Consider the following 22,304-nt stretch of genomic DNA (forward strand, 5'->3'; position numbering starts at 1 on the left):
GCCCGCCCTTCCCCGTGCGGGGGGTCGGGGGGCGCCCGCCCCGCCCCGTCGCCCCGCCCCCCCCGCCCCGCACCGCGGGGGGGGGGGCCCCTGCGCTTCCTGCCCTTCGGCCCGTTGCGGGCCGTGGTCCAGGACGTACCGGCGTACGCCTTCTCGGAGGCCGCCCTGCGCGAGCGGCTCACCGACCCCGCCGAGCTCGAACACTGCGCACGCGCCCACCACGACGTCGTCACCGCGGCCGCCGCCGGAGGCCCCACGGTGCCGCTCCCGCTGGCCACGCTCTACCTCGGGGACGAGCGTGCCACCGCCGCTCTCGACGCCGGCCGGGAGCGCTTCCGTACGGCGCTCGACCGCATCGCGGGACGCGTCGAATGGGCCGTCAAGGTCTACCTGGCGCAGCCCCGCCCCGGGGCCGGGCCGACCGCGCCCGCCGGGCCGACGCCCGCGGGGCCGCCCGCGGACCCGGCCCCCGGGCAGGAGCGCGAGACCGGCCGCGCCTATCTGAACCGGCTGCGCGGCGCCCGGCAGCAGCGGGAACTGCGCCAGGAGAGCGCAATGTCCGCGGCCGAACAGGTGGACAGCGCGGTACGGGAGCTGGCGGTGGGTTCGGTACGGCGCAGGCCGCACGGCCCCGAGGCCACCGGCCGGGGCCGCACCCAGATCATGAACGCCGCCTATCTGCTCGCCGAGGAGCGAAGCGGTCAACTGGCGCGCACCATCGGGCGGTTGCGTACCGCCACGGGCCTCGACGGCATCGAGATCGAGGTCTCGGGCCCGTGGGCCCCCTACTCGTTCACCGACGGAGGCGTTCATGCCGGGCACCCGTAACCCCGTCCCCTGGCAGGGCCCGGAGGCCGCGGCCCCCATCGGCGTCCCGCTGGTCGACCTGCTCGACCGGGTGCTCGGCACCGGCGTCGTCATCAGCGGCGACCTGGTGATCGCCATCGCCGAGGTCCCGCTGGTCAGGCTCTCGCTGCACGCACTGCTGGCGTCCGTCAGCGAACGGGTCCCCGCACCCTGGGCCGACGGGGGACCACTGTGAGCGACGCCCGGATCGACATCGACCCCGAGAGCGCGGGCCGCGACCTGGCCTCGCTCGTCCTGACCGTGGTCGAACTGCTGCGGCAGCTGGTCGAGCGCCAGGCGCTCCGCCGGTTCGACAGCGGCGAGCTCACCGAGGAGCAGGAGGAACGGGTGGGCACCACCCTGATGCTCCTGGACGAACGGATGACGGAACTCTGCACCCACCACGGGCTGCGCCGCGAGGACCTCAACCTGGACCTCGGCCCGCTCGGCACCCTGCTCTCCCACGAACCCCGCTGACCGGGCTCTCCCGCCGGTGTCGCTGACGGCCGCACGCCCCCGCCCCGGGTCCTCCCGCTCTTCCAGGCGGGCGAGCAGGGCCACATACCCCGCCTGGGGCCCACCCCTTCCCAGCCGGGCGCCCCCGGTGCCAGGCTGGGATCATGAATGATCTGCTCGAACGCCTGCGTACCGGGCTCCCGGCCGAAGCCCTGATCAGCGACCCGGACGTGATGGCTTCGTACGCCAGGGACACCGCCGGTTTCTGCGACGCCGGGGCGCCCGCCGCCGTCGTCCTGCCGCGCACCACCGAGCAGGTCCAGCACGTCATGCGGACGGCGACGGCCCTCCGTACACCTGTCGTCCCGCAGGGCGCCCGCACCGGTCTCTCCGGCGCCGCCAACGCCGTCGACGGCTGTATCGTCCTCTCCCTCACCAAGATGGACCGGATCCTGGAGATCAGCCCCGTCGACCGGATCGCCGTCGTCGAGCCGGGCGTCGTCAACGCGGTGCTCTCCCGGGCCGCGGCCGACCAGGGGCTGTACTACCCGCCGGATCCCTCCAGCTGGGAGACCTGCACCATCGGCGGGAACATCGGCACGGCGGCGGGCGGCCTGTGCTGTGTGAAGTACGGGGTGACCGCCGAGTACGTACTCGGCCTTGAGGTGGTACTCGCCGACGGACGGCTGCTGACGACCGGCCGCCGCACCGCCAAGGGCGTCGCCGGATACGACCTGACCCGGCTCTTCGTCGGCTCCGAAGGCAGCCTCGGGATCGTCGTGAAGGCCGTGGTCGCGCTGAAGCCGGCCCCGCCGCGCCAGCTCGCCCTGGCCGCCGAGTTCTCGTCGGCCGCGGCCGCCTGCGACGCGGTCTGCCGGATCATGGAGCGCGGTCACACACCCTCACTCCTCGAACTCATGGACCGTACGACCATCAGGGCCGTCAACGCGATGGCGCAGATGGGCCTCCCCGAGACCACCGAGGCCCTGCTGCTCGCCGCGTTCGACAGCGCCGACCCCGAGGCCGATCTGGCGGCGGTCGGTGAACTCTGCGCGGCGGCAGGCGCCACCGAGATCGTCCCCGCCGACGACGAGGCCGAGTCGGAGCTGCTCCTCCAGGCGCGCAGGCTCTCGCTGACCGCGCTGGAGACCGTCAAGTCCGCGACGATGATCGACGATGTCTGCGTACCGCGTTCGAAGCTCGGTGCGATGCTCGAAGGCACCGCGGTCATCGCCGAGAAGCACGATCTGACCATCGGTGTCTGCGCCCACGCCGGAGACGGCAACACCCACCCCGTCGTCTGCTTCGACCACGACGACGCCGACGAGTCGCGGCGGGCGCGCGAGTCCTTCGACGAGATCATGGCGCTCGGCCTCGAACTGGGGGGCACGATCACCGGCGAACACGGCGTGGGCGTACTCAAGAAGGAGTGGCTGGCGCGCGAACTGGGGCCGGTGGGTGTCGAGATGCAGCGCGGTGTCAAGGCGGCCTTCGACCCGCTCGGGCTGCTCAACCCGGGCAAACTGTTCTGAGCCCCGGCCCCGGTGTGATCTCCGGCCCCGGTGTGTCCTCCGGCCCGGCGCGTCCGAACCCCGGCCCCGGCGCGCCCCGCGGTCACCGGCCGTCTTCGTCGGACTCGTCCGAGGGCCACGGGTCGCACATCCACAGATCGTCGGCGGGCAGCGGGGTGAGCAGCTCCGCCAGGCCGTCGTCGATCGCCAGATGGGTGCTCTCGGAGCCGGGCGGCACGGCCCGCAGGGTCCGCTCCAACCAGGCGGAGACCTGGGCGGTCGGGGCTTCGAGCAGGGCGTTCCCGTCGGGTGAGGAGAGCGCGATACAGACCACGCTCTTCGCGTTCACCTTGGTGGGCCAGATCCGTACGTCGCCGTGGCCGCACGGCCTGAACACCCCCTCGACCATCAGCTCACGGGCGAACGACCAGTTCACCGGCGTGTCCGATGAGATGTGGAAACTGACGTGCACGGCGTAGGGGTCCCCCGTGCTGTAGGAAAGCCGGGCAGGGACAGGGATGCTTCGCTCGGGCGACAGCACCAGCTTGAGCTCCAGTTCACGTTCCACCACGGTGTGCATGGCGTGCGCTTCCTCTCCTCGTACGTACGCCCAACGGCGGGCCGTACAGGGTGAGAGCACCCTGCCCGGCATTCATTACGCGGGTTTCGAGGATGATTTGGCGATGACCGGAAAGTGGTCGATGCGACAGGACCGGTCCGTGGGCCCACGGCGGTCTGATAGATGTGGAGCCTTGAATTGCGGCTCTCAAGGAGATACGGGACCACGGTGATGAGCGCCCCAACCCCGGCAACCGGCGACGGCAGCCCCACCCCTGGCTATTACCCAGATCCATCGATTCCCGGATATGTGCGGTACTGGAACGGTGCTTCGTGGGTGCCGGGTACGAGCCGTCCGGCCCCCGCCGACGGCGACCAGCCCATGCCGGTACCGCCAGGCGGCACGGCATCAGCTCCCGCCGCACCGCTGCCCGCCGTGCACAGACCGTCCGGCGCGTCCGACGCCTCCGATGTTCCGCAGGCCGAACAGACCGGGCCGGTCTTCTTCGACGAGGAGCCGGAGTACGGCGGTCCGCAGGAACCGGCGTCCGCCTGGCAGGCCGACGCCTCCCGCCAGGGCGGCTTCGGCGGCGACCGCGACCGCCGGGTCTCCTGGGGCGGCCCCGACCCGCGCACTCCGGCCGAGGCACCGGCCAGGCCCGGTGGCCCCGAGCAGCAGCCCGGCGGCACCGCGCAGCCCGGGAGCGCCACGCACTCCGGCGGCACCGCGCAGCCCGCGGGCCCGTCCGAGCCCGGCCGGCCGGTGCCGGAGCCGCGCCGCGCCGAGCTGCCCGCCGGACAGGAGGCGTCCCGGCCCGCACTCCCCAGGGGCCGCCAGGACCCGCCGTCGGACACGGTGACCCTGCGGGCGCTGCGCCCGGGGGACGGATCGCGGGGCGGTCCCGGAAGCGGCCCCGCCGACGGCGCGAGCGCCGGGGCGGGTGGGCGTACGGGTGGCGGAGCGGCCCGTACGAACAGGACGGACGGCACCCTGTCGATCCGCGCCGTGTCCCCGAAGTCCCAGCCGCCGCAACAGCCCGTGCAGCAACAGCCCCAGCCGCAGCCGCAGTTCCAGCAGCCGCCCCACCTCCCGCAGCAGGGCCTGCCGTCGGCCCAGGCCGTTCCGACGCAGACCCCGCAGCCGCAGCCCCCGCAGCTCCAGTCCCCGCCGGTCCAGGCCCAGCCGTATCCGGAAGCGGGCAGTCCGCAGGCCCCCTCCTGGCCGCAGCAGGTGCAGCAGCTCGCCCGCTCCGGCGAAGGGGCCGACCAGGAGCGGCTGCCGCCCTGGAAGCCTCCGGTCGAGGACCCGTTCCAGGCGGCGGCCCGCGCGCAGGCCGCCGCCCGTCCGGCGGCCCTGGGCAGGCGGTTCGCTGCCCGGCTGATCGACACCGTGGTGCTGGGGGCGGTGGCCGGGGCCATCGCCGTACCGTTCCTGACGAAGGCCGCCGACCACATCAACAGCAAGATCGACGAGGCGAAGCTCTCCGGGACCACTGTCACGGTCTGGCTGCTCGACGGGACCACGGCCGGATATCTGGGCGCCGTCATCGGCGCGTTCCTCGTCCTGGGCCTGCTGTACGAGGCCCTGCCGACCGCCAAGTGGGGCCGTACCCTCGGCAAACGGCTCTGCCGGGTCCAGGTCCGCGACCTGGAGTCGTACGAGCCGCCGTCCTTCGGTGGCGCGGTCGTCCGCTGGCTGCTGTACGGGGTGCTGGGGCTGCTCGTGGTGGGCGTCGTCAACGTGATCTGGTGCCTCTTCGACCGGCCCTGGCGGCAGTGTCTGCACGACAAGGCCGCACGGACCTTCGTGGCGGCGGGCTGACGCGGCCTCACCCGTACGGCCCCGACCGGATGCGGGGCCCCGCCCGGCGCGGTCGACTCGGGAGATGAGTACCGATCAGCCGCCGCCCGGAGAGCCCCCCGAGGACGACCCGTTCCGCAAGAGGCCGCAGGACGACCAGCCGCCGCCCCCGCCCGGCGGCGGCAGCCCGTACGGATCGCCTCCGCCCCCGCCCGCCGGCGGCAGCGATCCGTACGGGGGCGGGGCGCCCCCGCCCCCGGGTGGTGGTGGCCCGTACGGCGGCGGGATGCCCCCGCCGTACGATCCGAACGCCTACGGCGGCGGCCGGGCCTACGGCGGTGACCAGCCGATCGCCGGGATGCCGCCCCTCGCGCCCAGCGGCAAGCGGGTGCTGGCCCGCATCATCGACATCGTGATCGTGGCCGTGGTGGTCTGGCTGATCTCACTGATCTTCGGCGGGCTGCGGTACAACACGGACCATATGAACTACGGCCGTTCGGTGGGCCAGAGCCTGATCGCGGCGGTTCTCTACATCGGCTACGACACGCTCATGACGGTCAAGCGCAACGGGCAGACCGTCGGCAAGGGGCTCTTCGGGCTGCGGACCGCCAACCTGAACGACGGCGCCGTCCCGACCTCCCAGGCGGCGTTCGTCAGGGCGGCCGTGCTGTGGCTGCCCGCGGTGTTCTGCTGCGCCTGTGTGTGGACCGCGATCTGCGGCGGCTGGAGCTTCTTCGACCGGCCGTACAAACAGGGGCTGCACGACAAGGCGGCGAAGACCGTGGTGGTGGTCACGACACCGTAGGCAGGGGGTCGGTCGGTAGCCGGCCGGTGGGCGGTCGTCCGGACCGGTAGTCCGTCGCCCGGCCGATCGGGCGGCCCTGGGGTTCAGCGGCTCAGCCGCGCAGTGAGTGGCCGCCGACCCGTTCGGCGGTGGCGGTCCGGCCGGTCGCCCGCGGTCCGGGCGGCGTGGCCGCGGAACCGGCAGCGGTGGCCCGGTCCGTACCGGACTCCGCGGCTCCGGCCCGGTCGGCCGGATGGGCCGTCCTCGGCATGGGCACGGTCACCGCGACCAGCAGACCGAGGACCAGCGCCGCCACGACGATGACCGCGACTCCGATGCCCGACGAGGTGCGCGAGAGCAGCAGCATCGCGAGGGTCGAGAAGACGACGGTGGCCGAACCATACAAGTACTGTGCGGCAGTCGGACGCGTCATGGCGATTTCCGTCCTAGGGACAGCGATGGGTGGTCGACTCGGCGGGGCGTGTCGGCGGATACGTCGAGCGCGACTCTAATCCGACGGATGCCCGAGCGGAACCATCAGTAAGCGTCGCCTAACCCACGGTGCCGGTGCACGGGGGGCGCACGGAGTCACGCCCCCACCGCACCGGCCGGGCCGACGCGCCTGTTGACCCTCCGTGAGGTTCACCGCAGAACGTAGGGCTCAGGTGTGCGGCTGCTGTGTGGACGCTGTGAGCCGTCCGGATACCGGAAACGGCGCTCTGCATAATGCAGTTGCTATGTTCAAGTCAAGATCTGTCTTTTCTCTTGCACCTCCGGTCGAATGTCGTCACTTGCGACGCGTTCGGGGAGGACAGCACCAAGTGAATATCAAGAGACGGGCAACGACCCGTGTGGCAGCCGTACTCGTGGCCATCGCCGCGACCACGGCCACCGCTTCGGCGTACGCCACCGCCCAGGCCGACACCAAGGCCCCCACGGGCAGCGCGGCATCGAAGAAGATCGACCGCCGCGACCCGGCGACGCAGCCCAAGGGCCAGAAGCACAATCTGGACGGGCCGTTCTCCAAGCAGCAGAACAAGGAACGCCAGTCGGCGCTGCAACAGGTCATATCCGGCCACAAGAAGGTGCAGTCGCACGGCGGTTCCCGGGTGGTGCGCCTCGACGACAAGAAGTACGTCGAGCTGGGCCGCGAGAAGACCGACAAGATATTCACGATCCTGGTGCAGTTCGGCGACACGGTCGACAACAGCACCATGTACGACCCGGACGGCCCCGACGGGCCCAAGCCGCCGGTGAAGAAGTACGGCGGCACACCGGGACCGGCGCACAACAAGATCGCCCAGCCGGACCGCAAGAAGGACAACAGCACGGCCTGGCAGGCGGACTACAACCGCCAGCACTTCCAGGACCTCTACTTCGGTACCGGCAAGGGCAAGGACTCGCTCAAGTCGTACTACGAGAAGACCTCGTCCGGCCGCTACTCCGTCGACGGCGAGGTCGCCGACTGGGTCACCGTCCCGTACAACGAGGCCCGTTACGGCTCCAACTACTGCGGATCCAGCATCTGCGCCAACGCCGGTGACCTGGTCCGCGACGGTGTCACCGCGTGGGCCAAGGCCCAGAAGGCGGCCGGGAAGACCGACGCGCAGATCAAGGCGACCCTGGCCGGTTACGACCAGTGGGACCGCTACGACTACGACGGCGACGGCAACTTCAACGAGCCCGACGGCTACATCGACCACTTCCAGATCGTGCACGCCGGCGAGGACGAGTCCGCCGGCGGCGGCGCGCAGGGCGCCGACGCGCTCTGGGCGCACCGCTCGTACGTCTACGGCACGGACACCGGCAAGACCGGCCCGGCCGGAAACAAGTCGGGCGGCGCCCCGATCGGCGACTCCGGTATCTGGGTCGGCGACTACACCATGCAGCCGGAGAACGGCGGCCTCGGTGTCTTCGCCCACGAGTACGCCCACGACCTGGGCCTGCCGGACGAGTACGACACCACCAACACAGCCGAGAACAGCGTCGGTTTCTGGTCGCTGATGTCGGCGGGCTCCTGGCTGAGCACCGGGAACAACGCCATCGGCAACAAGCCGGGTGACATGTCCGCGTGGGACAAGCTCCAGCTGGGCTGGCTGGACTACGACACGGCGAAGGCCGCGAAGAAGTCGACCCACAAGCTCGGTGTCTCGGAGTACAACACCAGGAACAAGCAGGCGCTCGTCGTCTCGCTGCCGGACAAGCCCGTCACCACGACCATCACCAAGCCGGCCGAGGGCTCCAAGCAGTGGTGGAGCGGGATGGGCGACGACCTCTCCAACACCCTGACCCGCCCGGTCGACCTGACCGGCAAGTCCAAGGCCACTCTTGACCTTTCGGGCTGGTGGGACATCGAGAAGGACTACGACTTCCTCTACACCGAGGTCTCGACGGACGGCGGCGCCAACTGGACCGCGATCGACGGAAAGGCGGACGGAGCGCAGATCCCGCGCGACGGCGGTGACAAGCCCGCGCTGACCGGTACGTCCGAGGCGTACAAGACCCTCTCCTACCCGCTGGACGCCTACGCGGGCAAGAAGATCGACCTCCGCTTCCGCTACTCGTCCGACGGCGGTGTCGCGGGCAAGGGCTTCGCGGCCGACAAGATCTCGGTGAACGCCGACGGCGCCCCGCTCTTCACGGACAACGCCGAGACGGACGACGCCGGTTGGACGGCGAAGGGCTTCTCGCGGATCGGTGAGTCCTTCACCAAGGACTACCCGCAGTACTACATCGCGGAGAACCGCCAGTACGTGTCGTACGACCAGACGCTGAAGACCGGCCCGTACAACTTCGGCTTCTCGAAGACCCGTCCGGACTGGGTGGAGTACTACCCGTACCAGCGCGGCCTGATGATCTGGCAGTGGGACACCTCGCAGCCCGACAACAACGTCAGCGCCCACCCCGGCCAGGGTCTGATCCTGCCGGTGGACTCGCACGCCAAGCCGATGAAGTGGGCGGACGGCTCGCTGATGCGGAACAAGGTCCAGCCCTTCGACGCGCCGTTCAGCTGGTTCCCGACGCCCGGCTTCACGCTGCACAACGCGGATGTCGCCAAGCGGGTCCTGCCGCAGCTCGGCCGGCCGGTTTTCGATGATCACCAGGGTACGTACTGGTACAAGGAGAACGAGACCGGAAGCGTGAAGGTAACTGACACCAACACCCGGATCTCGATCATCCAGCAGCCCGTGGATGGCTCGACGATCACGGTTCAGGTCGGCGCCTCGCACAGCTGAGTCACATCTTCGCAGGTCAGAGCATGATCGGCCGTCGCCCTCTAGCGGGCGGCGGCCGATCGTGTTTAGGTGCCTCTTGCACGGCTCTTATTGACACAACGTCTCACGGGGGAGATGAACGGTATGCCTGGTGGCGGATTCAGCAGACTTCCGAACGGCAGCGTGGTGGTCGCACTCACCCTGCCGAGCCCGGACCGGATGACCCATGTCCGGATCCTCGTCCATGCCCTGAACCGGGCCCGCGCCCTGACCCGGGTGCGGAATCTGGGGATGCGCGCGGTGTATCTGCGGGGTAACGCGCAGCCACCGACGCCGGACGAGATCACAGCCGTCCTGCACCATCCGGACGGGCTCCTGTGGCGCGCGGCGCCGCAGGAGGAGGCGGAGCTCTGGCATCCGATCAGAGCACTGCTCGGCGAGGGCGTCTGAGTCCGGACAGGACGTGACCTGTACAGGAGATGACCTGGACCGGACGTGATCTGGGCGGGCTGTGAGGCGGGACGTGACCTGGGCGGGCTGTGACGTGGACCGCAGCAGCCTTCAGGCAGCCATCGGCTTGCCGGTCAGCTCCACACCGGCCGCCCGCATCTCCTCCAGCGCCCGGTCCGTCGTCGCCCCGGACACGCCGGCCGTCAGGCCCAGCAGCACATGCGTGCCGAACCCGGCCCGCACCCCGTCGAGCGCCGTCGCCCGCACACAGTGGTCCGTGGCGATCCCGACCACGTCGACCGCCTCGATCTCGCGGGCCCGCAGCCAGTCGGCCAGCGGCACACCGTGCTCGTCCTGGCCTTCGAAGCCGCTGTACGCCGCCGCGTAGGCACCCTTGTCGAAGACGGCGCTGATGGCGCCGGACGCCACGGCGGGCGCGAAGTTCGGGTGGAAGCCCACTCCCTCCGTGCCGGCCACGCAGTGCGGCGGCCAGGAGTGGACGAAGTCCGGGTTCCGGGAGAAGTGGTTGCCCGGGTCCACATGGTGGTCACGGGTGGCCACCACATGCCGGTAACAGGCCGTGGACTGGCCGATCAGGTCGGTGACGGCGGCGGCGACATCGGCGCCGCCCGCGACCGCGAGGCTTCCGCCTTCGCAGAAGTCGTTCTGCACATCGACGACGATCAGGGCGCGGTGCATGGCGGAATCCTTGTCCTGGGGGAGAAGGGGGGTGGCGGAAGGAGGGCGTGCGCCGGAGCGGGAGGCGGTCCCGACAGCCGTTCCATTCCCGCTCACCTGCGGTTCATGCGTACGGGAGTGGTTCATCCGTACGGTCTGTGCGGTACGGGACGGGTCCGTGGTTACCGGGCGCGCCCGTGATTACCCCCGCACCGCGGATCAGACGTACTCGGTCGGGATGACCGGCTCGCCCCGGGACAGCTGGAACGCCGACATGGGCAGGGTGGCCCGGACGGCCAGATGGCGTTCACGCACCGCGTCCAGCGGCTCGCGCTCGACGACCTCGCCGCCCTTCACCAGCTCCACCAGGAGCTGCTGGTCCTGGAAGTCCGCGGGCACCTCGCCGGTGCCGATCACCTCGGCCTCGGCGATCCCGTCGGCGTCGGTCCTGCGCGCCGCCCACTTGCGTCCGCCGCGCGACGTCTTGGCGCCCAGCGACTTCTTCGCCACGGGCCGGAGCGGCGCCTGCGGGTCGGCCGACGTGGCGCGGGCCACCAGCTTGTAGACCATCGAGCAGGTGGGGTGCCCGCTGCCGGTGACGAGCTGGGTGCCGACCCCGTACGCGTCGACGGGCGCCGCGGCCAGTGAGGCGATGGCGTACTCGTCCAGGTCGGACGTGACCACGATCTTCGTCCCGGTGGCGCCCAGCGCGTCCAGCTGCTGGCGGACCTTGTGCGCGACGAGCAGCAGGTCCCCGGAGTCGATACGGACGGCGCCCAGCTGGGGCCCGGCCACATCGACGGCGGTACGGACCGCCTCGGCCACGTCGTACGTGTCGACCAGCAGGGTGGTGTCCCCGCCCAGCGAGGCGACCTGGGCGGTGAACGCCTGCCGCTCGTCGTCGTGGAGCAGCGTGAACGCGTGGGCGCTCGTGCCGACGGTGGGGATGCCGTACCGGAACCCGGCCGCCAGATCCGAGGTGGTGGAGAATCCGCCGACGTACGCGGCACGGGCCGATGCGACGGCCGCCAGCTCATGGGTGCGGCGGGCGCCCATCTCGATCAGCGGCCGGCCGCCGGCCGCCGCGTTCATCCGGGAGGCCGCCGCGGCGATGGCCGAGTCGTGGTTGAGGATCGAGAGGATCACGGTCTCCAGCAGGACGCACTCCGCGAAGGAGCCCTCGACCCGCAGCACCGGCGAGCCGGGGAAGTAGACCTCGCCCTCCGGATAGCCCCAGATGTCGCCGCCGAACCGGTAGGACGCGAGCCATTCGGCGGTGGGTCCGTCGACGATCTCCTGCTCGCGCAGGAAGCGGAGCTGGTCCTCGTCGAAGCGGAAGTTCTCCACGGCGTCCAGGACACGCCCGGTGCCCGCCACGACGCCGTAGCGGCGGCCCTCGGGCAGCCGCCGGGTGAAGACCTCGAAGACCGACCTGCGGTCGGCCGTGCCGGCCTTCAGGGCGGCCTGGAGCATCGTGAGCTCGTACTGGTCCGTGAAGAGCGCTGTCGACGGCACATGCACCGGCAGGCCAAGGTCCGCAACGTTCACAACGGTCAACCTCGCACTTTCGTCCGGGCCGGTCCGGCTCTGCCGGCCGGGTCTCCCGGGGCTGTTCCCCTCTCGATGGGGCGTACGAAGGATGCTACCCCCTATTTCGTCAGAGTGACGAGATCTAGGGACCGGTGTGTGCGCCGCCACTCCACGGGTGGCAGCATGGGAGGCGTGAGTGTCGCCCCCGTAGAGATCGAACGTCCCGAATCGGCCGAGGAGACCTTCGAGGTCCCCGAGCCCGATGTGCCCTGGGTGACGCTCGTCCACAACGACCCGGTCAATCTGATGAGCTATGTCGCCTACGTCTTCCAGAGCTACTTCGGCTACTCGAAGGACAAGGCCCACAAGCTGATGCTCGACGTGCACCAGAAGGGCCGGGCAGTGGTCTCCAGCGGCAGCCGTGAGGAAATGGAACGCGACGTGCAGGCGATGCATGGTTACGGCCTGTGGGCCACTCTCACCCAGGACCGCAACTGATGGCCGGACAGTTCGACGCGGTGCCGGGCGGCGGTGCGGCCGTCGCGCTCGACGAGGTCGAGATGTCCATCCTGCGCTCGCTCGCGGTCCAGCTCCTGGAGCTGGTCGGCCCCGGTGAGGAGCCGGTCGACGGGGAGGACCCGCTGGCCTCGCTCTTCGCCGAGGGTCCGAGCAAGCCGCCGGACGACCCGGCGCTCGCCCGCCTCTTCCCGGACGCGTACGGCGACGAGGAGCCCGACTTCTCGTCCGAGTTCCGCCGCTTCACCGAGAACGACCTGCGCACCCGCAAGCGCGAGGACGCGCTCGCCCTCGTACGGACGCTCGATGAGGCAGGGGCAGGGGCAGGGGCAGGGGCAGAGGCCGCGGGTGCGGCAGGCGGTGCGAAGGGCGCGGACGGTGACCGCGAGCGCGCCCTCCCCGACGGCACTGTGCTGGTCACGCTCTCGCCCGACGACTCGCGCCACTGGCTCGGCGCGCTCAACGACCTCCGGCTGACCATCGGCACCCGCCTCGAAGTCTCGGACGACGAGGAGGCCGAATCCGCCGACGGGGGGCTGTACCGGCTTCCGGACGACGATCCCCGCAAGCCGATGGTGATGGCCTACCTCTGGCTCGGCGCGCTGCAGGAAACGCTCGTCGAGACGCTGATGCCGTAACGGGTCCTGAGCCGTCCGCCCCCGTCGCCCCCCGGGGGCGCGGTCCACCCGGTCACCACCTGATTGTCCGCCTGACCGTCCGCTCAAAGGACGCTCAAATCCGGATAACGATGACGTCACCGTGGCGGAATGCTTTGCTCCGCCCGGTGCTTTTCGTCCGGTTCTTCCAGTGGCGTGAGTCACATTTTCCCGGGAGGATCTCTTTCCCGGCCGTGTTAAATCTTACGACCACCCGGGGTCACCACCCCCCGCCCCCGGGGCCGCCACGTCAGGCCGACCGCCGACAGCACTCCACCATCCGCGGGTTCTGCCCTCCAGGATCGTCACAGTCGATCCGAGCCTCGTCAGGCCGGATCGGCATGGAGAAAGGCGCAACACCATGACCTCAGTGCAGGTCGACCAGGAGCACGACGGCATTGCGGCCGAGGACGCCGGATCGGGCGAGGGATACAAGCGGGGCCTCGGGGCCCGCCAGATCCAGATGATCGCGATCGGCGGTGCCATCGGCACCGGCCTCTTCCTCGGCGCCGGCAAGGCCATATCCAAGGCCGGACCGAGCCTCATACTCGCCTACGCCATCGCCGGCCTGGTCATCTTCTTCATCATGCGGGCCCTGGGCGAACTGCTCATGTACCGCCCGGTCTCCGGCTCCTTCTCGGAGTACGCACGCGAGTTCATCGGCCCTTTCGCGGGCTATGTCACCGGCTGGACGTACTGGCTCTTCTGGGTCGTCACCGGCATCACCGAAGTCACCGCGGCCGCCACCTATATGACCTTCTGGTGGAACATTCCCCAGTGGCTCTCCGCGCTGGTCTTCACGTTCATCCTCTACGGCGTGAACCTGATATCCGTGAAGCTCTTCGGTGAGCTGGAGTTCTGGTTCTCGATGGTCAAGGTCACCGCGATCATCGGCATGATCCTCATCTGTGCCGGGATCCTCACCGTCGGCTTCTCGGACGCGGGCGACACCGCGAGCGTCGCCCACCTCTGGGACCAGGGCGGTTTCTTCCCCAAGGGGATCACCGGCACCCTGATGACCCTGCAGATCGTGATGTTCGCCTTCCTCGCCGTCGAGCTGGTCGGGGTCACCGCGGGGGAGTCCAAGGAGCCCAGGAAGGTTCTGCCCAAGGCCATCAACACCGTGCCCTGGCGTATCGCGGTCTTCTACATCGGCGCCCTGATCATGATTCTCTCGGTCGTCCCGTGGACCGAGTTCCACCCCGGAGTCAGCCCCTTCGTCGCCGCCTTCCAGAAGATGGGCCTGGGCGTCGGCGCGGGCATCGTCAACTTCGTCGTGCTGACCGCCGCCCTCTCCTCCTGCAACTCCGGCATGTACTCCACCGGCCGGATGCTGCGCGACCTGGCGCTCAACGGCCAGGGTCCGAAGGCGTTCACGTCCCTGACGAAGAGCGGCACCCCGCTCCTGGGCACCACCGTCTCCGCCGCACTGATGCTCGTCGGTGTCTGGATCAACTACCAGTGGCCGGGCCAGGCGTTCAACTACGTCGTCTCCTTCGCCACCATCTCCGGTATGTGGGCCTGGATCGTGATCCTCATCTGCCAGATCCGCTACCGCGCCAAGTCCGAGCGCGGCGAACTCCCGAAGTCCAGCTTCCGGGCACCCGGAGCCCCCTGGACCAGCTGGTTCTCGCTCGCCTTCATCGCCCTCGTCATCGTGATGATGGGCATCGACAAGGACACCCGGGTCTCGCTGTACGCGGCGCCCTTCTGGGCCCTGCTGCTCGGCGTCACCTATCTGGTGCTGCGGGCCCGCAACCCGCAGGGCGCGGCCTTCGCCAAGCGCGAGAGCTGACCGGAAACGGCCTTCTCGCCACCCTTTTCCCAGCATGTGGGCAGGCTCGTACCACACTCCGGTACGAGCCTGCCCACCCGTCGCCCACCGCCACCCTGCCTGACGCGTGCCCGCGGCCCCTTGGTCCTGCTGCTTATCCTGACGGCATGCTGACCCTTACCCAGGCCCTGTACGACCAGATCGTGGCGCACGCCCGCGCCGACCACCCCGACGAGGCATGCGGCATGGTCGCGGGCCCGGAGGGCTCCGGCCGCCCCGAGCGGTTCATCCCGATGCTGAACGCGGCCCGCTCGCCCACGTTCTACGAGTTCGACTCGGCCGACCTGCTCAAGCTCTACCGCGACCTGGACGACCGCGACGAGGAGCCGGTGATCGTCTACCACTCGCACACCGCGACTGAGGCGTACCCCTCCCGTACGGACATCACATACGCGAACGAGCCGGGCGCGCACTACGTCCTCGTCTCCACCGCCGACACGGACGGCGCCGGGCCCTTCCAGTTCCGCTCGTACCGCATCGCCGAAGGCGTGGTCACCGAGGAGGAAGTGACCGTCGTCCCCTGAGACCTGCCGGGTCCGGCGACACCTGCGGTCACTGCGTGAGGGCTTCTCAGCGCACAGCCGAGATCTCTGCAGCCGGAGGATTGACATGTCCTCACGGCAAGCCGTCGTATGAAGGCTCGTCGGGCCCGGAGACAGGTCAAGGAGCTTTCTTGTGAAACGTATATGGCGGCCACTTGTCGCGGTGGCCGTAGCCTTCGGCGCGATGGCCGCCGCGCCTGCCGCGACGGGTGCCGGAAGACCGGCGGCCGGCACTCCGGTGAGTGCCGCGGCCGACGACGCGAAGGTCGTCCCGGTCCAGGTGACCGGCGACCCGGCCAATCGCTGGAACCTGGTGGTACTCGGAGACGGCTACACCGCGTCCGAGATGCCCACATTCCTCGACCAGGTCGACCAACAGCTGAACGTGCTCTGGAGCCTTGAGCCCTACAAGAGCTACCGGAACTACATCAATGTCTACGCCGTCGAGACTCCCTCCAAGGAGTCGGGAATCAGCTGCGACCCTCAGCTGAGCTCCCCGAAGCGCAACACCCCTCTGGGGATGAAGCTCTGGAGCGGCTGCTCCACGAGCGGAATTCAGCGGCTGCTCGTGATGGACGACAACGCGGCCAAGAAGTACGCGGCCCTGGCCCCGAAGACGGATCAGATTCTCGCGCTGGCCAACAGCGACACCTATGGCGGCGCGGGCGGCTCCTACGCCACCGCGACCGGCGGCAACGCCATGTCGGCACTGATCGCCCCGCACGAGCTCGGCCACTCCTTCGGCGGTCTCCAGGACGAGTACGACTACTACTCCCGGGGAGTGACCAGCGGAACCTACAGCGGTGGTGAACCCGACTCGGCCCACCACACCCTGCTGACCGAGCAGCAGATGCGTGACCAGAAGGCCAAGTGGTGGCGCTGGCTCGGGGAGAAGAGCGAATCGGGCGGCACCATCGGCCGGTACGAAGGCGGCATGTACTACACCGAGGGCGTCTGGCGGCCGAGCCAGCACTCGATGATGAAGACGCTCGGCTACTCCATGGACCAGGTGAGCCGTGAACGGATGACGGCGGGCCTGTCGGGGGCCGTCAACCTCATCGAGGACTCGACGTCCACCGATGGACCCGTGGGCCCCGCCGACGAGTTGTGGATCGACACCGTTCACCCGGTCCACCACGAACTCGACGCCATCTGGAGCGTCAACGGCAAGGTGGTCCACTCCGTCGCCGGCGCCCGCAGCGTCAAGGTGCGGGACCTCCACGCACGCGCGGGCGACACGATCGGCGTGAAAGTCGTCGACGACACGGACTTCGTCCGCGATCCCGCCCTTCGGGACAGCCGCAAGATGACGGCCACGCGCGAGTGGACGGTCGGGACACACGCTGCACCGTCCGCGCACTCCGCACCATCCGCACACTCCGCATCCTCCGCCGACGGTGCTCCGAAGATCTCCCTGGCGACGCCCACCGAGCGGCCCGTCGGAGCGACTGACGTCCTGTGGGTCGACCCGAGTCACCCGCGCGACCACGCTCTGAACGTGGTGTGGCGGCTCGACGGCCATGTCGTGGCGCATTCGACGAGTCTCGATCTCGGCGGCCTCCGGCTCAGGAAGGGCACCCACCATGTCAACGTCAGCGTGAGCGATGCACGCAAGCCCTCCTCGCCCGCGGCAACCGAGCGGTGGACCGTCGACAACACGGCGGCAACCACCAGCTACCTCGTGTCGGACCCGGTCAGCGTCTCGCGGAACAGCGACGGCACACCGCACTACACCGTCAAGGATTCCTTCAGCCTCGGCCTCACGGCACACGACGACCAGCCAGGGGCGCTGACCTCGGAATTCCGGGTCGACGGCGACGGGTGGTTCCACTACTTCGGCTGGCCTACGGACGGTTCCAAGCCCTTCCTGTTCACTCCCACCGGAACGAACGTGGACGACCTCATCTACGGCAACCTCGGCACGGGAGGTCTGTCCACCTCGCCGTTCACCAAGCGGCTGCCCGGATACGGCACCCACCAGATCGAGTACCGCTCCGTGGACGCAGCGGGCAACGTGGCACCGCTCAAGAAGTTCACCGTCACGGTGCTCCCCAAGGACCCGACCCCGCCGGGCTCCGTACCCGTCACATCGAGTGCGGTGACCCGCTGCGTCAAGGACCAGACACAGATCCAGGTGTCCGCCCGGAACCGGTCGGCACACAAGGCCACCCTCACCGTGAAGACGTCCTACGGCGAGCGGACCTTCAAGAACGTCCCCGCGAACGGCAGGGTCTCGGCGGTCTTCCGCACCGGCGAGCCGACCACCGAGACCGGCAGCGCGACGGTCACCGCGCACGCGAAGGCCAAGGGCTCCAGCAGCACCAACGCCCATGAGCTCGACGCCACCTACCAGGTCCCCTACAACCGGTTCGCCTGCGACTGAACACATCCCGCGGTTGGGCGGCGGTCCCCGGCGGGGGCCGCCGCCCAAGACCTTTCAGTGCAAAGTCAGGCTGAACAGCGCGAGCGAGTCTCCGTTCCTGCGGCCCCTCACGCTCTCGGGTTCCGGGTCGGCGGTGCTTGCCCCTGCGTTCGGTGCTCGCAGGCCGTGATCGTGGTCGGGCGGGCCGCGGCGGCACCGTGCTCGGCCTCGCCCTCGTCGGGCGTGGCGGCGCCGACCCGGCTGAGAGCTGTCGCGGAGCTGTGCACCGAGCGGTGACCGGTCGGTGCGGGCTCGGTCTACCGGTTCGCGGTTTCGCGAGAGGCGATCCGGTTCGTGCGGCCGACCGCGCCGGCCACCGTGTTGCGCACCGCGAGGCCCGGCCGGGTGCGGGGCACCATGAGCCTGGAGAGCAGACCGACGCGTCGCTGCCGCGGACCCACCTCACGGCGGAGCCGCGACTCGTAGGCGGCGAAGGCGCGGGCGTGATCACCGGGATGGGCGGCGAGCTCTTCCGCGAGGGCGTACGCGCCCGCCATCGCCATACTGGACCCGTCCCCCAGCAGGGCTGTCGCCGCCGCAGCGTCCCCGAGCAGTACGACCCGTCCGCGGGACCACGAGGGCACTCGGACGGTGGTCAGGGGGTCGAAGAACGGAGCGGGGTGGTCGAGGAACGCCGCCACGAGTTCCGGTGCCCGCCACCGCACGTCGGCGTAGGCGTCGGCCACGGTCTGCTTGTGAAGGGCGATGTTCTTGCGGTCGTGGGGGGCCGGCTGTGTGGCCCGGAAGGTGAAGATCGCGAGCGGAGTGGTCCGCGAGGGGTGGACGACCAGCATCCGGTTCGGCACAGTCAGCATCGTCATCTCGCTCGGGTCCTCGACGGCGCCGGGTTCCAGCGGGACGGTCGCGCCGTACAGGCCCAGGTCGCTCGCGAACTGCCGCTCGGGTCCGAATATCAGGCGCCGTACGGTGGAGTGCATCCCGTCGGCACCGACGACCAAGTCGAAGCGCCGTGGGGCGGACCGCCGGAACGTGACGTCGACCCCACCTCCGTCCTGGTCGAGGGCGGTGACCGTGTCGTCGAACAAGAACTCGGCCTCGGTCTGCGCCGACCGGTGGAGCACCTCGGACAGGTCGGCCCGGGTCACCTCGACCGTCGGCGCCTCGTCCGAGGTGAGCGGGAGTCGCAGGATTCGCCTGCCGCCGGGGTCGAGCAGGGTCAGTGACCGATTGCGGGTGGCGAGTCCGCGGAGCTGCGGGAGGATGCCCATGCGGTCGGCGACCGGGATCGCGGGCCCCTTCACGACGATGGCGCTACCGCCGGAGCGCAGCTGCCGGGCGTGTTCGACGACCGTCGGCCGGTAGCCGTTCCGGGAGAGCCAGTGGGCGAGTGCGGGCCCTGCGATTCCGGCACCGACTATCAGCACCTCGGGCTTCTTCATGACGATGACCTCTCGGAGTGTCGATGACCAGGTCCCCGGCGAGTGCGGAGGCCGGGTCTCAGGGAGTGGCGGCACGGGGCCGCGCATCCCAACCAAGGTAAAAAAGATTTGGTACCTCAGTGGAGCACATCTTTCAGGTACGATGCAAGACGTACTTAAAGGAGGTGCGGCATGGCCGGGAGGAACCTGGTCGGCCCGGAGGCCGATGCGCTCGATCTGGGGGCGGTGTTTCGCGCCCTCGCCGACAGACACCGTCGTTCGGTGATGACGGAGTTGGCCGCCGACCGCAGCGACAGCGAGCGGGGCTGCAACTCGTTCGATCTTTCGATCTCGAAGCAGAGCCAGACCCACCACTTCCGCGTCCTGCGCGAGGCGGGTCTCATCGACGAGGTCGACTACGGCAACCGCAAGGGCATCCGGCTGCGACGCGCGGACATCGAGAAGAGATTCCCCGGGCTGCTCGCCCTCCTGGGAGCAGAGCCCCCGGGCGGTACCGCTCCGCGCTGAGCACGGGCGGGCGCAAGTGTTCGCGCTGTGACCTCTCGGCTCCGGGGTCGTGTGCTTGATCCGTCTTCGCGCGGACAGTCAGGCGACAACCGTCCGGCTCGGGCTTCCCTCCGAGGGCCGCTCCGGTAGCGGTTACGCGGTTCCGGCAGCCGCCTTTCCCGTAGCGTTACGGCGGGAGAAGGCCCGGTCCGCCCGGCAGGGCCGGGCGCGGCAGACCGACGTGGAAGAGAGCGTATGGACGCGGACGACTGGGACGAGCGTTACCGGGCCGTGGAGCGCGTGTGGTCGGTCGAGCCGAACAGGTGGGTGGTGCGTGAGACCTCCGGTCTGAAACCCGGACGGGCCCTGGATCTGGCCGCGGGGGAGGGGCGCAACGCCCTGTGGCTGGCCGACCGGGGGTGGCGGGTGGACGCGATCGACTTCTCACCGGTCGCCGTCGGCCGGATCAGGGACGCGGTCGGCAGCGGCCAGGAGCCGGTGCGTGCCTCGGTGGCCGACGCCACCCGCTACACCCCCGAAAAGGCCGCCTACGACCTGGCCCTGATCTCGTATCTGCAACTGCCCCGGCAGGACATGCTTGCAGTGCTGGCGAGTGCCTGCCGGGCGGTCCGGCCCGGCGGCACGCTGCTGCTGGTCGGCCACGATGCCGGCAATCTTGAGTACGGCACGGGGGGTCCGCAGGACGCGCGCGTGCTGTCCAGCGTCGAGTTCGTACGCGAGGCGTGGGAGCCGTATGCCGACCTCGTCGTGGCCGAGGTGGTCCACCGTCCGGTCGGTGAGGCCGAGGCACTCGACACGGTGGTCCGCGCCGTGCGCCGATGAACCGGCGGTGAGCTCTGCGGTCCGTCCGGCGGTCCTCCCCGGAAGGTTGTCCGTGAAGCCTGTCCGCAGGGTGGACGGTTCAATCCCGTATGGCGAGATCACACCTCGGTCCGGGGGGCGGGAATCGATACGATGAGCCCATGGTTTCCCATGACGTGAGCGAAAAGACGCCGGGCGCGACGCCCGTCACGCTGCGCTCCGCGTCCACCCTCTTGCTGGGGGCCTTTGGATGTGGGGCCGCACGGCTGCACGTCGACCTGTGCCGCCTCGACAGCGCAATCTGTCCGTGCCGCGTTGCCGTCTGAGCCGCGGCCCCGCGTAAGCACCACGCACCACCACCGGTACGACCGGCACCACGCGCGCTGCCGCGCCCTCCGCCACACCATCCGACAGGAGCCCAGCCATGGCCATCGAGGTCCGCATCCCGACCATCCTCCGCACCTACACCGACGGCGCCAAGGCGGTCGAAGGCAGCGGTGACACCCTCGCCGCCCTGCTCGCCGACCTCGAAACCCGGCACAACGGCATCCGCGAGCGCATCGTCGACGGCGACCAGCTCCGCCGCTTCGTGAACGTCTACCTCAACGACGAGGACGTCCGCTTCCTCGACGGCATCTCCACCAAGCTGGCCGACGGCGACAGCGTCACCATCCTTCCGGCCGTGGCCGGCGGCATGGTCTGAGCCCGATGCGATACGACTCCCCGCTCGCCGCAGTGGGCAACACCCCGCTCGTACGGCTCCCGCGCCTGTCCCCGTCGGACGACGTGCGGATCTGGGCCAAGCTGGAGGACCGCAACCCGACCGGATCGATCAAGGACCGCCCCGCCCTCCACATGGTCGAACAGGCCGAGAAGGACGGCCGGTTGACCCCGGGCTGCACCATCCTGGAGCCCACATCGGGCAACACCGGCATCTCGCTCGCCATGGCGGCCCGGCTCAAGGGCTACCGGATCGTCTGCGTCATGCCGGAGAACACCTCCCAGGAACGCCGCGACCTGCTCACCATGTGGGGCGCCGAGATCATCTCCTCGCCGGCGGCCGGCGGCTCCAACACCGCCGTACGCGTCGCCAAGGAGCTGGCGGCCGAGCACCCCGACTGGGTGATGCTCTACCAGTACGGAAACCCGGACAACGCGGGCGCGCACTATGCGACCACCGGCCCGGAGATCCTCGCCGACCTGCCGTCCGTCACCCACTTCGTGGCGGGCCTCGGCACCACCGGCACCCTCATGGGCGCCGGCCGCTATCTGCGCGAGAACGTCCCGGACATCAGCATCGTCGCCGCCGAACCTCGCTACGACGACCTGGTCTACGGGCTGCGCAACCTGGACGAGGGCTTCGTCCCCGAGCTGTACGACGCGTCGGTGCTCACCACCCGCTTCTCGGTGGGCAGCGCGGACGCGGTCGCCCGCACGCGTGAACTGCTCCAGCAGGAAGGCATCTTCGCGGGTGTCTCGACCGGTGCGGCGCTCCACGCGGCGATCGGCGTCGGCAGAAAGGCCGTCAAGGCCGGCAGCCCGGCGGACATCGTCTTCATCGTGGCGGACGGCGGCTGGAAGTACCTGTCGACCGGCGTCTACACCGCCCCCACGACGGAAGCGGCCATCGAAACGCTCCAGGGGCAGCTCTGGGCCTGAGCGGCTGCCCGGCCTCTCGCCCGGCTCGTACCCGGCCCGCCCCGGGCCCCGGAAGAGCCCGGCGGGCGACCAACCCCGCCACGTGCCCCCCCCCCTCCCCCACCCCCCGGGCCCCATCCCCCCCCCCCCACCGGAACA

At 70.0% G+C, this 22,304-nt stretch carries 22 protein-coding genes; 17 read left to right on the plus strand and 5 right to left on the minus strand.

Features of this window, described 5'->3' with window-relative positions:
• Positions 1 to 123: 123 nt before the first annotated feature.
• The 4 genes from ACFXBC_RS29160 (at position 124) to ACFXBC_RS29175 (ending at position 2,834) form a co-directional block, all read left to right on the plus strand.
• On the plus strand, positions 124 to 828 hold the full coding sequence (locus ACFXBC_RS29160; RefSeq protein WP_385030911.1) for a GvpL/GvpF family gas vesicle protein: 705 nt from the start codon (positions 124 to 126) through the stop codon (positions 826 to 828).
• Positions 812 to 1,042 (plus strand): gas vesicle protein, encoded by a 231-nt coding sequence (locus tag ACFXBC_RS29165; RefSeq protein WP_385030914.1) that lies wholly within the window; start codon positions 812 to 814, stop codon positions 1,040 to 1,042. The genes ACFXBC_RS29160 and ACFXBC_RS29165 overlap by 17 nt, the downstream gene beginning before the upstream one ends.
• Complete coding sequence (locus ACFXBC_RS29170) at positions 1,039 to 1,323, plus strand: gas vesicle protein K (protein ID WP_385030917.1); 285 nt, start codon at positions 1,039 to 1,041, stop codon at positions 1,321 to 1,323. Before ACFXBC_RS29165 ends, ACFXBC_RS29170 begins: the two co-directional genes overlap by 4 nt.
• Positions 1,324 to 1,466: 143 nt before the next feature.
• Complete coding sequence (locus ACFXBC_RS29175) at positions 1,467 to 2,834, plus strand: FAD-binding oxidoreductase (protein ID WP_385030920.1); 1,368 nt, start codon at positions 1,467 to 1,469, stop codon at positions 2,832 to 2,834.
• Between the two features lie 82 nt (positions 2,835 to 2,916).
• Here the strand turns inward: ACFXBC_RS29175 and ACFXBC_RS29180 are convergent, their stop codons facing one another.
• On the minus strand, positions 2,917 to 3,393 hold the full coding sequence (locus tag ACFXBC_RS29180) for an SsgA family sporulation/cell division regulator (protein WP_385030923.1): 477 nt from the start codon (positions 3,391 to 3,393) through the stop codon (positions 2,917 to 2,919).
• Between the two features lie 210 nt (positions 3,394 to 3,603).
• On the opposite strand from ACFXBC_RS29180, the gene ACFXBC_RS29185 reads away from it, so the two are divergent.
• Both ACFXBC_RS29185 and ACFXBC_RS29190 read left to right on the plus strand, forming a co-directional pair.
• Positions 3,604 to 5,193 (plus strand): RDD family protein, encoded by a 1,590-nt coding sequence (locus tag ACFXBC_RS29185; protein ID WP_385030926.1) that lies wholly within the window; start codon positions 3,604 to 3,606, stop codon positions 5,191 to 5,193.
• A 64-nt stretch (positions 5,194 to 5,257) separates the two neighbouring features.
• A complete protein-coding gene (locus ACFXBC_RS29190) occupies positions 5,258 to 5,977 on the plus strand; it encodes an RDD family protein (protein ID WP_385030929.1) in 720 nt (239 codons plus the stop codon).
• 91 nt (positions 5,978 to 6,068) lie between these two features.
• Here the strand turns inward: ACFXBC_RS29190 and ACFXBC_RS29195 are convergent, their stop codons facing one another.
• Positions 6,069 to 6,389 (minus strand): hypothetical protein, encoded by a 321-nt coding sequence (locus ACFXBC_RS29195; protein ID WP_385030932.1) that lies wholly within the window; start codon positions 6,387 to 6,389, stop codon positions 6,069 to 6,071.
• A 388-nt stretch (positions 6,390 to 6,777) separates the two neighbouring features.
• On the opposite strand from ACFXBC_RS29195, the gene ACFXBC_RS29200 reads away from it, so the two are divergent.
• Positions 6,778 to 9,192 (plus strand): immune inhibitor A domain-containing protein, encoded by a 2,415-nt coding sequence (locus ACFXBC_RS29200; RefSeq protein WP_385030935.1) that lies wholly within the window; start codon positions 6,778 to 6,780, stop codon positions 9,190 to 9,192.
• Positions 9,193 to 9,315: 123 nt separating this feature from the next.
• Positions 9,316 to 9,621, plus strand: coding sequence for a hypothetical protein (locus ACFXBC_RS29205; protein WP_385030938.1), 306 nt, complete (start codon positions 9,316 to 9,318; stop codon positions 9,619 to 9,621).
• Between the two features lie 111 nt (positions 9,622 to 9,732).
• On the opposite strand, the gene ACFXBC_RS29210 is transcribed toward ACFXBC_RS29205, so the two are convergent.
• Positions 9,733 to 10,320: an isochorismatase family protein gene (locus ACFXBC_RS29210; protein WP_385030941.1), complete on the minus strand. Its 588-nt coding sequence runs from the start codon at positions 10,318 to 10,320 to the stop codon at positions 9,733 to 9,735.
• 198 nt (positions 10,321 to 10,518) lie between these two features.
• Complete coding sequence (locus tag ACFXBC_RS29215) at positions 10,519 to 11,847, minus strand: nicotinate phosphoribosyltransferase (protein ID WP_385030944.1); 1,329 nt, start codon at positions 11,845 to 11,847, stop codon at positions 10,519 to 10,521.
• A gap of 165 nt (positions 11,848 to 12,012) precedes the next feature.
• Between ACFXBC_RS29215 and clpS the strand changes: the two genes are divergently transcribed.
• From clpS to ACFXBC_RS29240, 5 genes are all read left to right on the plus strand, one after another.
• A complete protein-coding gene (gene clpS, locus ACFXBC_RS29220; RefSeq protein ID WP_385030947.1) occupies positions 12,013 to 12,327 on the plus strand; it encodes an ATP-dependent Clp protease adapter ClpS in 315 nt (104 codons plus the stop codon).
• A complete protein-coding gene (locus tag ACFXBC_RS29225) occupies positions 12,327 to 12,983 on the plus strand; it encodes a DUF2017 domain-containing protein (protein ID WP_385030950.1) in 657 nt (218 codons plus the stop codon). Before clpS ends, ACFXBC_RS29225 begins: the two co-directional genes overlap by 1 nt.
• 379 nt (positions 12,984 to 13,362) lie before the next feature.
• On the plus strand, positions 13,363 to 14,796 hold the full coding sequence (locus ACFXBC_RS29230) for an amino acid permease (protein WP_385030953.1): 1,434 nt from the start codon (positions 13,363 to 13,365) through the stop codon (positions 14,794 to 14,796).
• Positions 14,797 to 14,942: 146 nt separating this feature from the next.
• Complete coding sequence (locus ACFXBC_RS29235) at positions 14,943 to 15,359, plus strand: Mov34/MPN/PAD-1 family protein (protein ID WP_385030956.1); 417 nt, start codon at positions 14,943 to 14,945, stop codon at positions 15,357 to 15,359.
• A gap of 151 nt (positions 15,360 to 15,510) precedes the next feature.
• Positions 15,511 to 17,760, plus strand: coding sequence for a M64 family metallopeptidase (locus ACFXBC_RS29240; RefSeq protein ID WP_385030959.1), 2,250 nt, complete (start codon positions 15,511 to 15,513; stop codon positions 17,758 to 17,760).
• Positions 17,761 to 18,056: 296 nt separating this feature from the next.
• On the opposite strand, the gene ACFXBC_RS29245 is transcribed toward ACFXBC_RS29240, so the two are convergent.
• Positions 18,057 to 19,199, minus strand: a complete 1,143-nt coding sequence (locus ACFXBC_RS29245; RefSeq protein ID WP_385030962.1) for an FAD-dependent monooxygenase — start codon at positions 19,197 to 19,199, stop codon at positions 18,057 to 18,059.
• 171 nt (positions 19,200 to 19,370) lie between these two features.
• Between ACFXBC_RS29245 and ACFXBC_RS29250 the strand changes: the two genes are divergently transcribed.
• From ACFXBC_RS29250 to ACFXBC_RS29265, 4 genes are all read left to right on the plus strand, one after another.
• Complete coding sequence (locus ACFXBC_RS29250; protein ID WP_385030965.1) at positions 19,371 to 19,706, plus strand: ArsR/SmtB family transcription factor; 336 nt, start codon at positions 19,371 to 19,373, stop codon at positions 19,704 to 19,706.
• 234 nt (positions 19,707 to 19,940) lie between these two features.
• The gene (locus ACFXBC_RS29255) at positions 19,941 to 20,528 is read left to right on the plus strand and encodes a class I SAM-dependent methyltransferase (protein WP_385030968.1); all 588 of its coding nucleotides are present in this window, start codon (positions 19,941 to 19,943) and stop codon (positions 20,526 to 20,528) included.
• A 403-nt stretch (positions 20,529 to 20,931) separates the two neighbouring features.
• Entirely contained in the window at positions 20,932 to 21,210 is a 279-nt protein-coding gene (locus tag ACFXBC_RS29260; protein ID WP_385030971.1) for a MoaD/ThiS family protein, read from the plus strand.
• 5 nt (positions 21,211 to 21,215) lie between these two features.
• Positions 21,216 to 22,166, plus strand: coding sequence for a PLP-dependent cysteine synthase family protein (locus tag ACFXBC_RS29265; RefSeq protein ID WP_385030973.1), 951 nt, complete (start codon positions 21,216 to 21,218; stop codon positions 22,164 to 22,166).
• Positions 22,167 to 22,304: the final 138 nt, after the last annotated feature.

Origin of the sequence: Streptomyces sp. NPDC059398 (genome assembly GCF_042751845.1) — a bacterium.
Classification (GTDB): domain Bacteria; phylum Actinomycetota; class Actinomycetes; order Streptomycetales; family Streptomycetaceae; genus Streptomyces.

Coding starts and splice junctions, on each gene's coding strand:
- ACFXBC_RS29165 (WP_385030914.1), top strand. CDS start 812: ATGCCGGGCACCCGTAACCCCGTCCCCTGGCAGGGCCCGGAGGCCGCG.
- ACFXBC_RS29175 (WP_385030920.1), top strand. CDS start 1,467: ATGAATGATCTGCTCGAACGCCTGCGTACCGGGCTCCCGGCCGAAGCC.
- ACFXBC_RS29180 (WP_385030923.1), bottom strand. CDS start 3,393: ATGCACACCGTGGTGGAACGTGAACTGGAGCTCAAGCTGGTGCTGTCG.
- ACFXBC_RS29185 (WP_385030926.1), top strand. CDS start 3,604: ATGAGCGCCCCAACCCCGGCAACCGGCGACGGCAGCCCCACCCCTGGC.
- ACFXBC_RS29190 (WP_385030929.1), top strand. CDS start 5,258: ATGAGTACCGATCAGCCGCCGCCCGGAGAGCCCCCCGAGGACGACCCG.
- ACFXBC_RS29195 (WP_385030932.1), bottom strand. CDS start 6,389: ATGACGCGTCCGACTGCCGCACAGTACTTGTATGGTTCGGCCACCGTC.
- ACFXBC_RS29205 (WP_385030938.1), top strand. CDS start 9,316: ATGCCTGGTGGCGGATTCAGCAGACTTCCGAACGGCAGCGTGGTGGTC.
- ACFXBC_RS29210 (WP_385030941.1), bottom strand. CDS start 10,320: ATGCACCGCGCCCTGATCGTCGTCGATGTGCAGAACGACTTCTGCGAA.
- clpS (WP_385030947.1), top strand. CDS start 12,013: ATGGGAGGCGTGAGTGTCGCCCCCGTAGAGATCGAACGTCCCGAATCG.
- ACFXBC_RS29225 (WP_385030950.1), top strand. CDS start 12,327: ATGGCCGGACAGTTCGACGCGGTGCCGGGCGGCGGTGCGGCCGTCGCG.
- ACFXBC_RS29230 (WP_385030953.1), top strand. CDS start 13,363: ATGACCTCAGTGCAGGTCGACCAGGAGCACGACGGCATTGCGGCCGAG.
- ACFXBC_RS29235 (WP_385030956.1), top strand. CDS start 14,943: ATGCTGACCCTTACCCAGGCCCTGTACGACCAGATCGTGGCGCACGCC.
- ACFXBC_RS29245 (WP_385030962.1), bottom strand. CDS start 19,199: ATGAAGAAGCCCGAGGTGCTGATAGTCGGTGCCGGAATCGCAGGGCCC.
- ACFXBC_RS29250 (WP_385030965.1), top strand. CDS start 19,371: ATGGCCGGGAGGAACCTGGTCGGCCCGGAGGCCGATGCGCTCGATCTG.
- ACFXBC_RS29255 (WP_385030968.1), top strand. CDS start 19,941: ATGGACGCGGACGACTGGGACGAGCGTTACCGGGCCGTGGAGCGCGTG.
- ACFXBC_RS29260 (WP_385030971.1), top strand. CDS start 20,932: ATGGCCATCGAGGTCCGCATCCCGACCATCCTCCGCACCTACACCGAC.
- ACFXBC_RS29265 (WP_385030973.1), top strand. CDS start 21,216: ATGCGATACGACTCCCCGCTCGCCGCAGTGGGCAACACCCCGCTCGTA.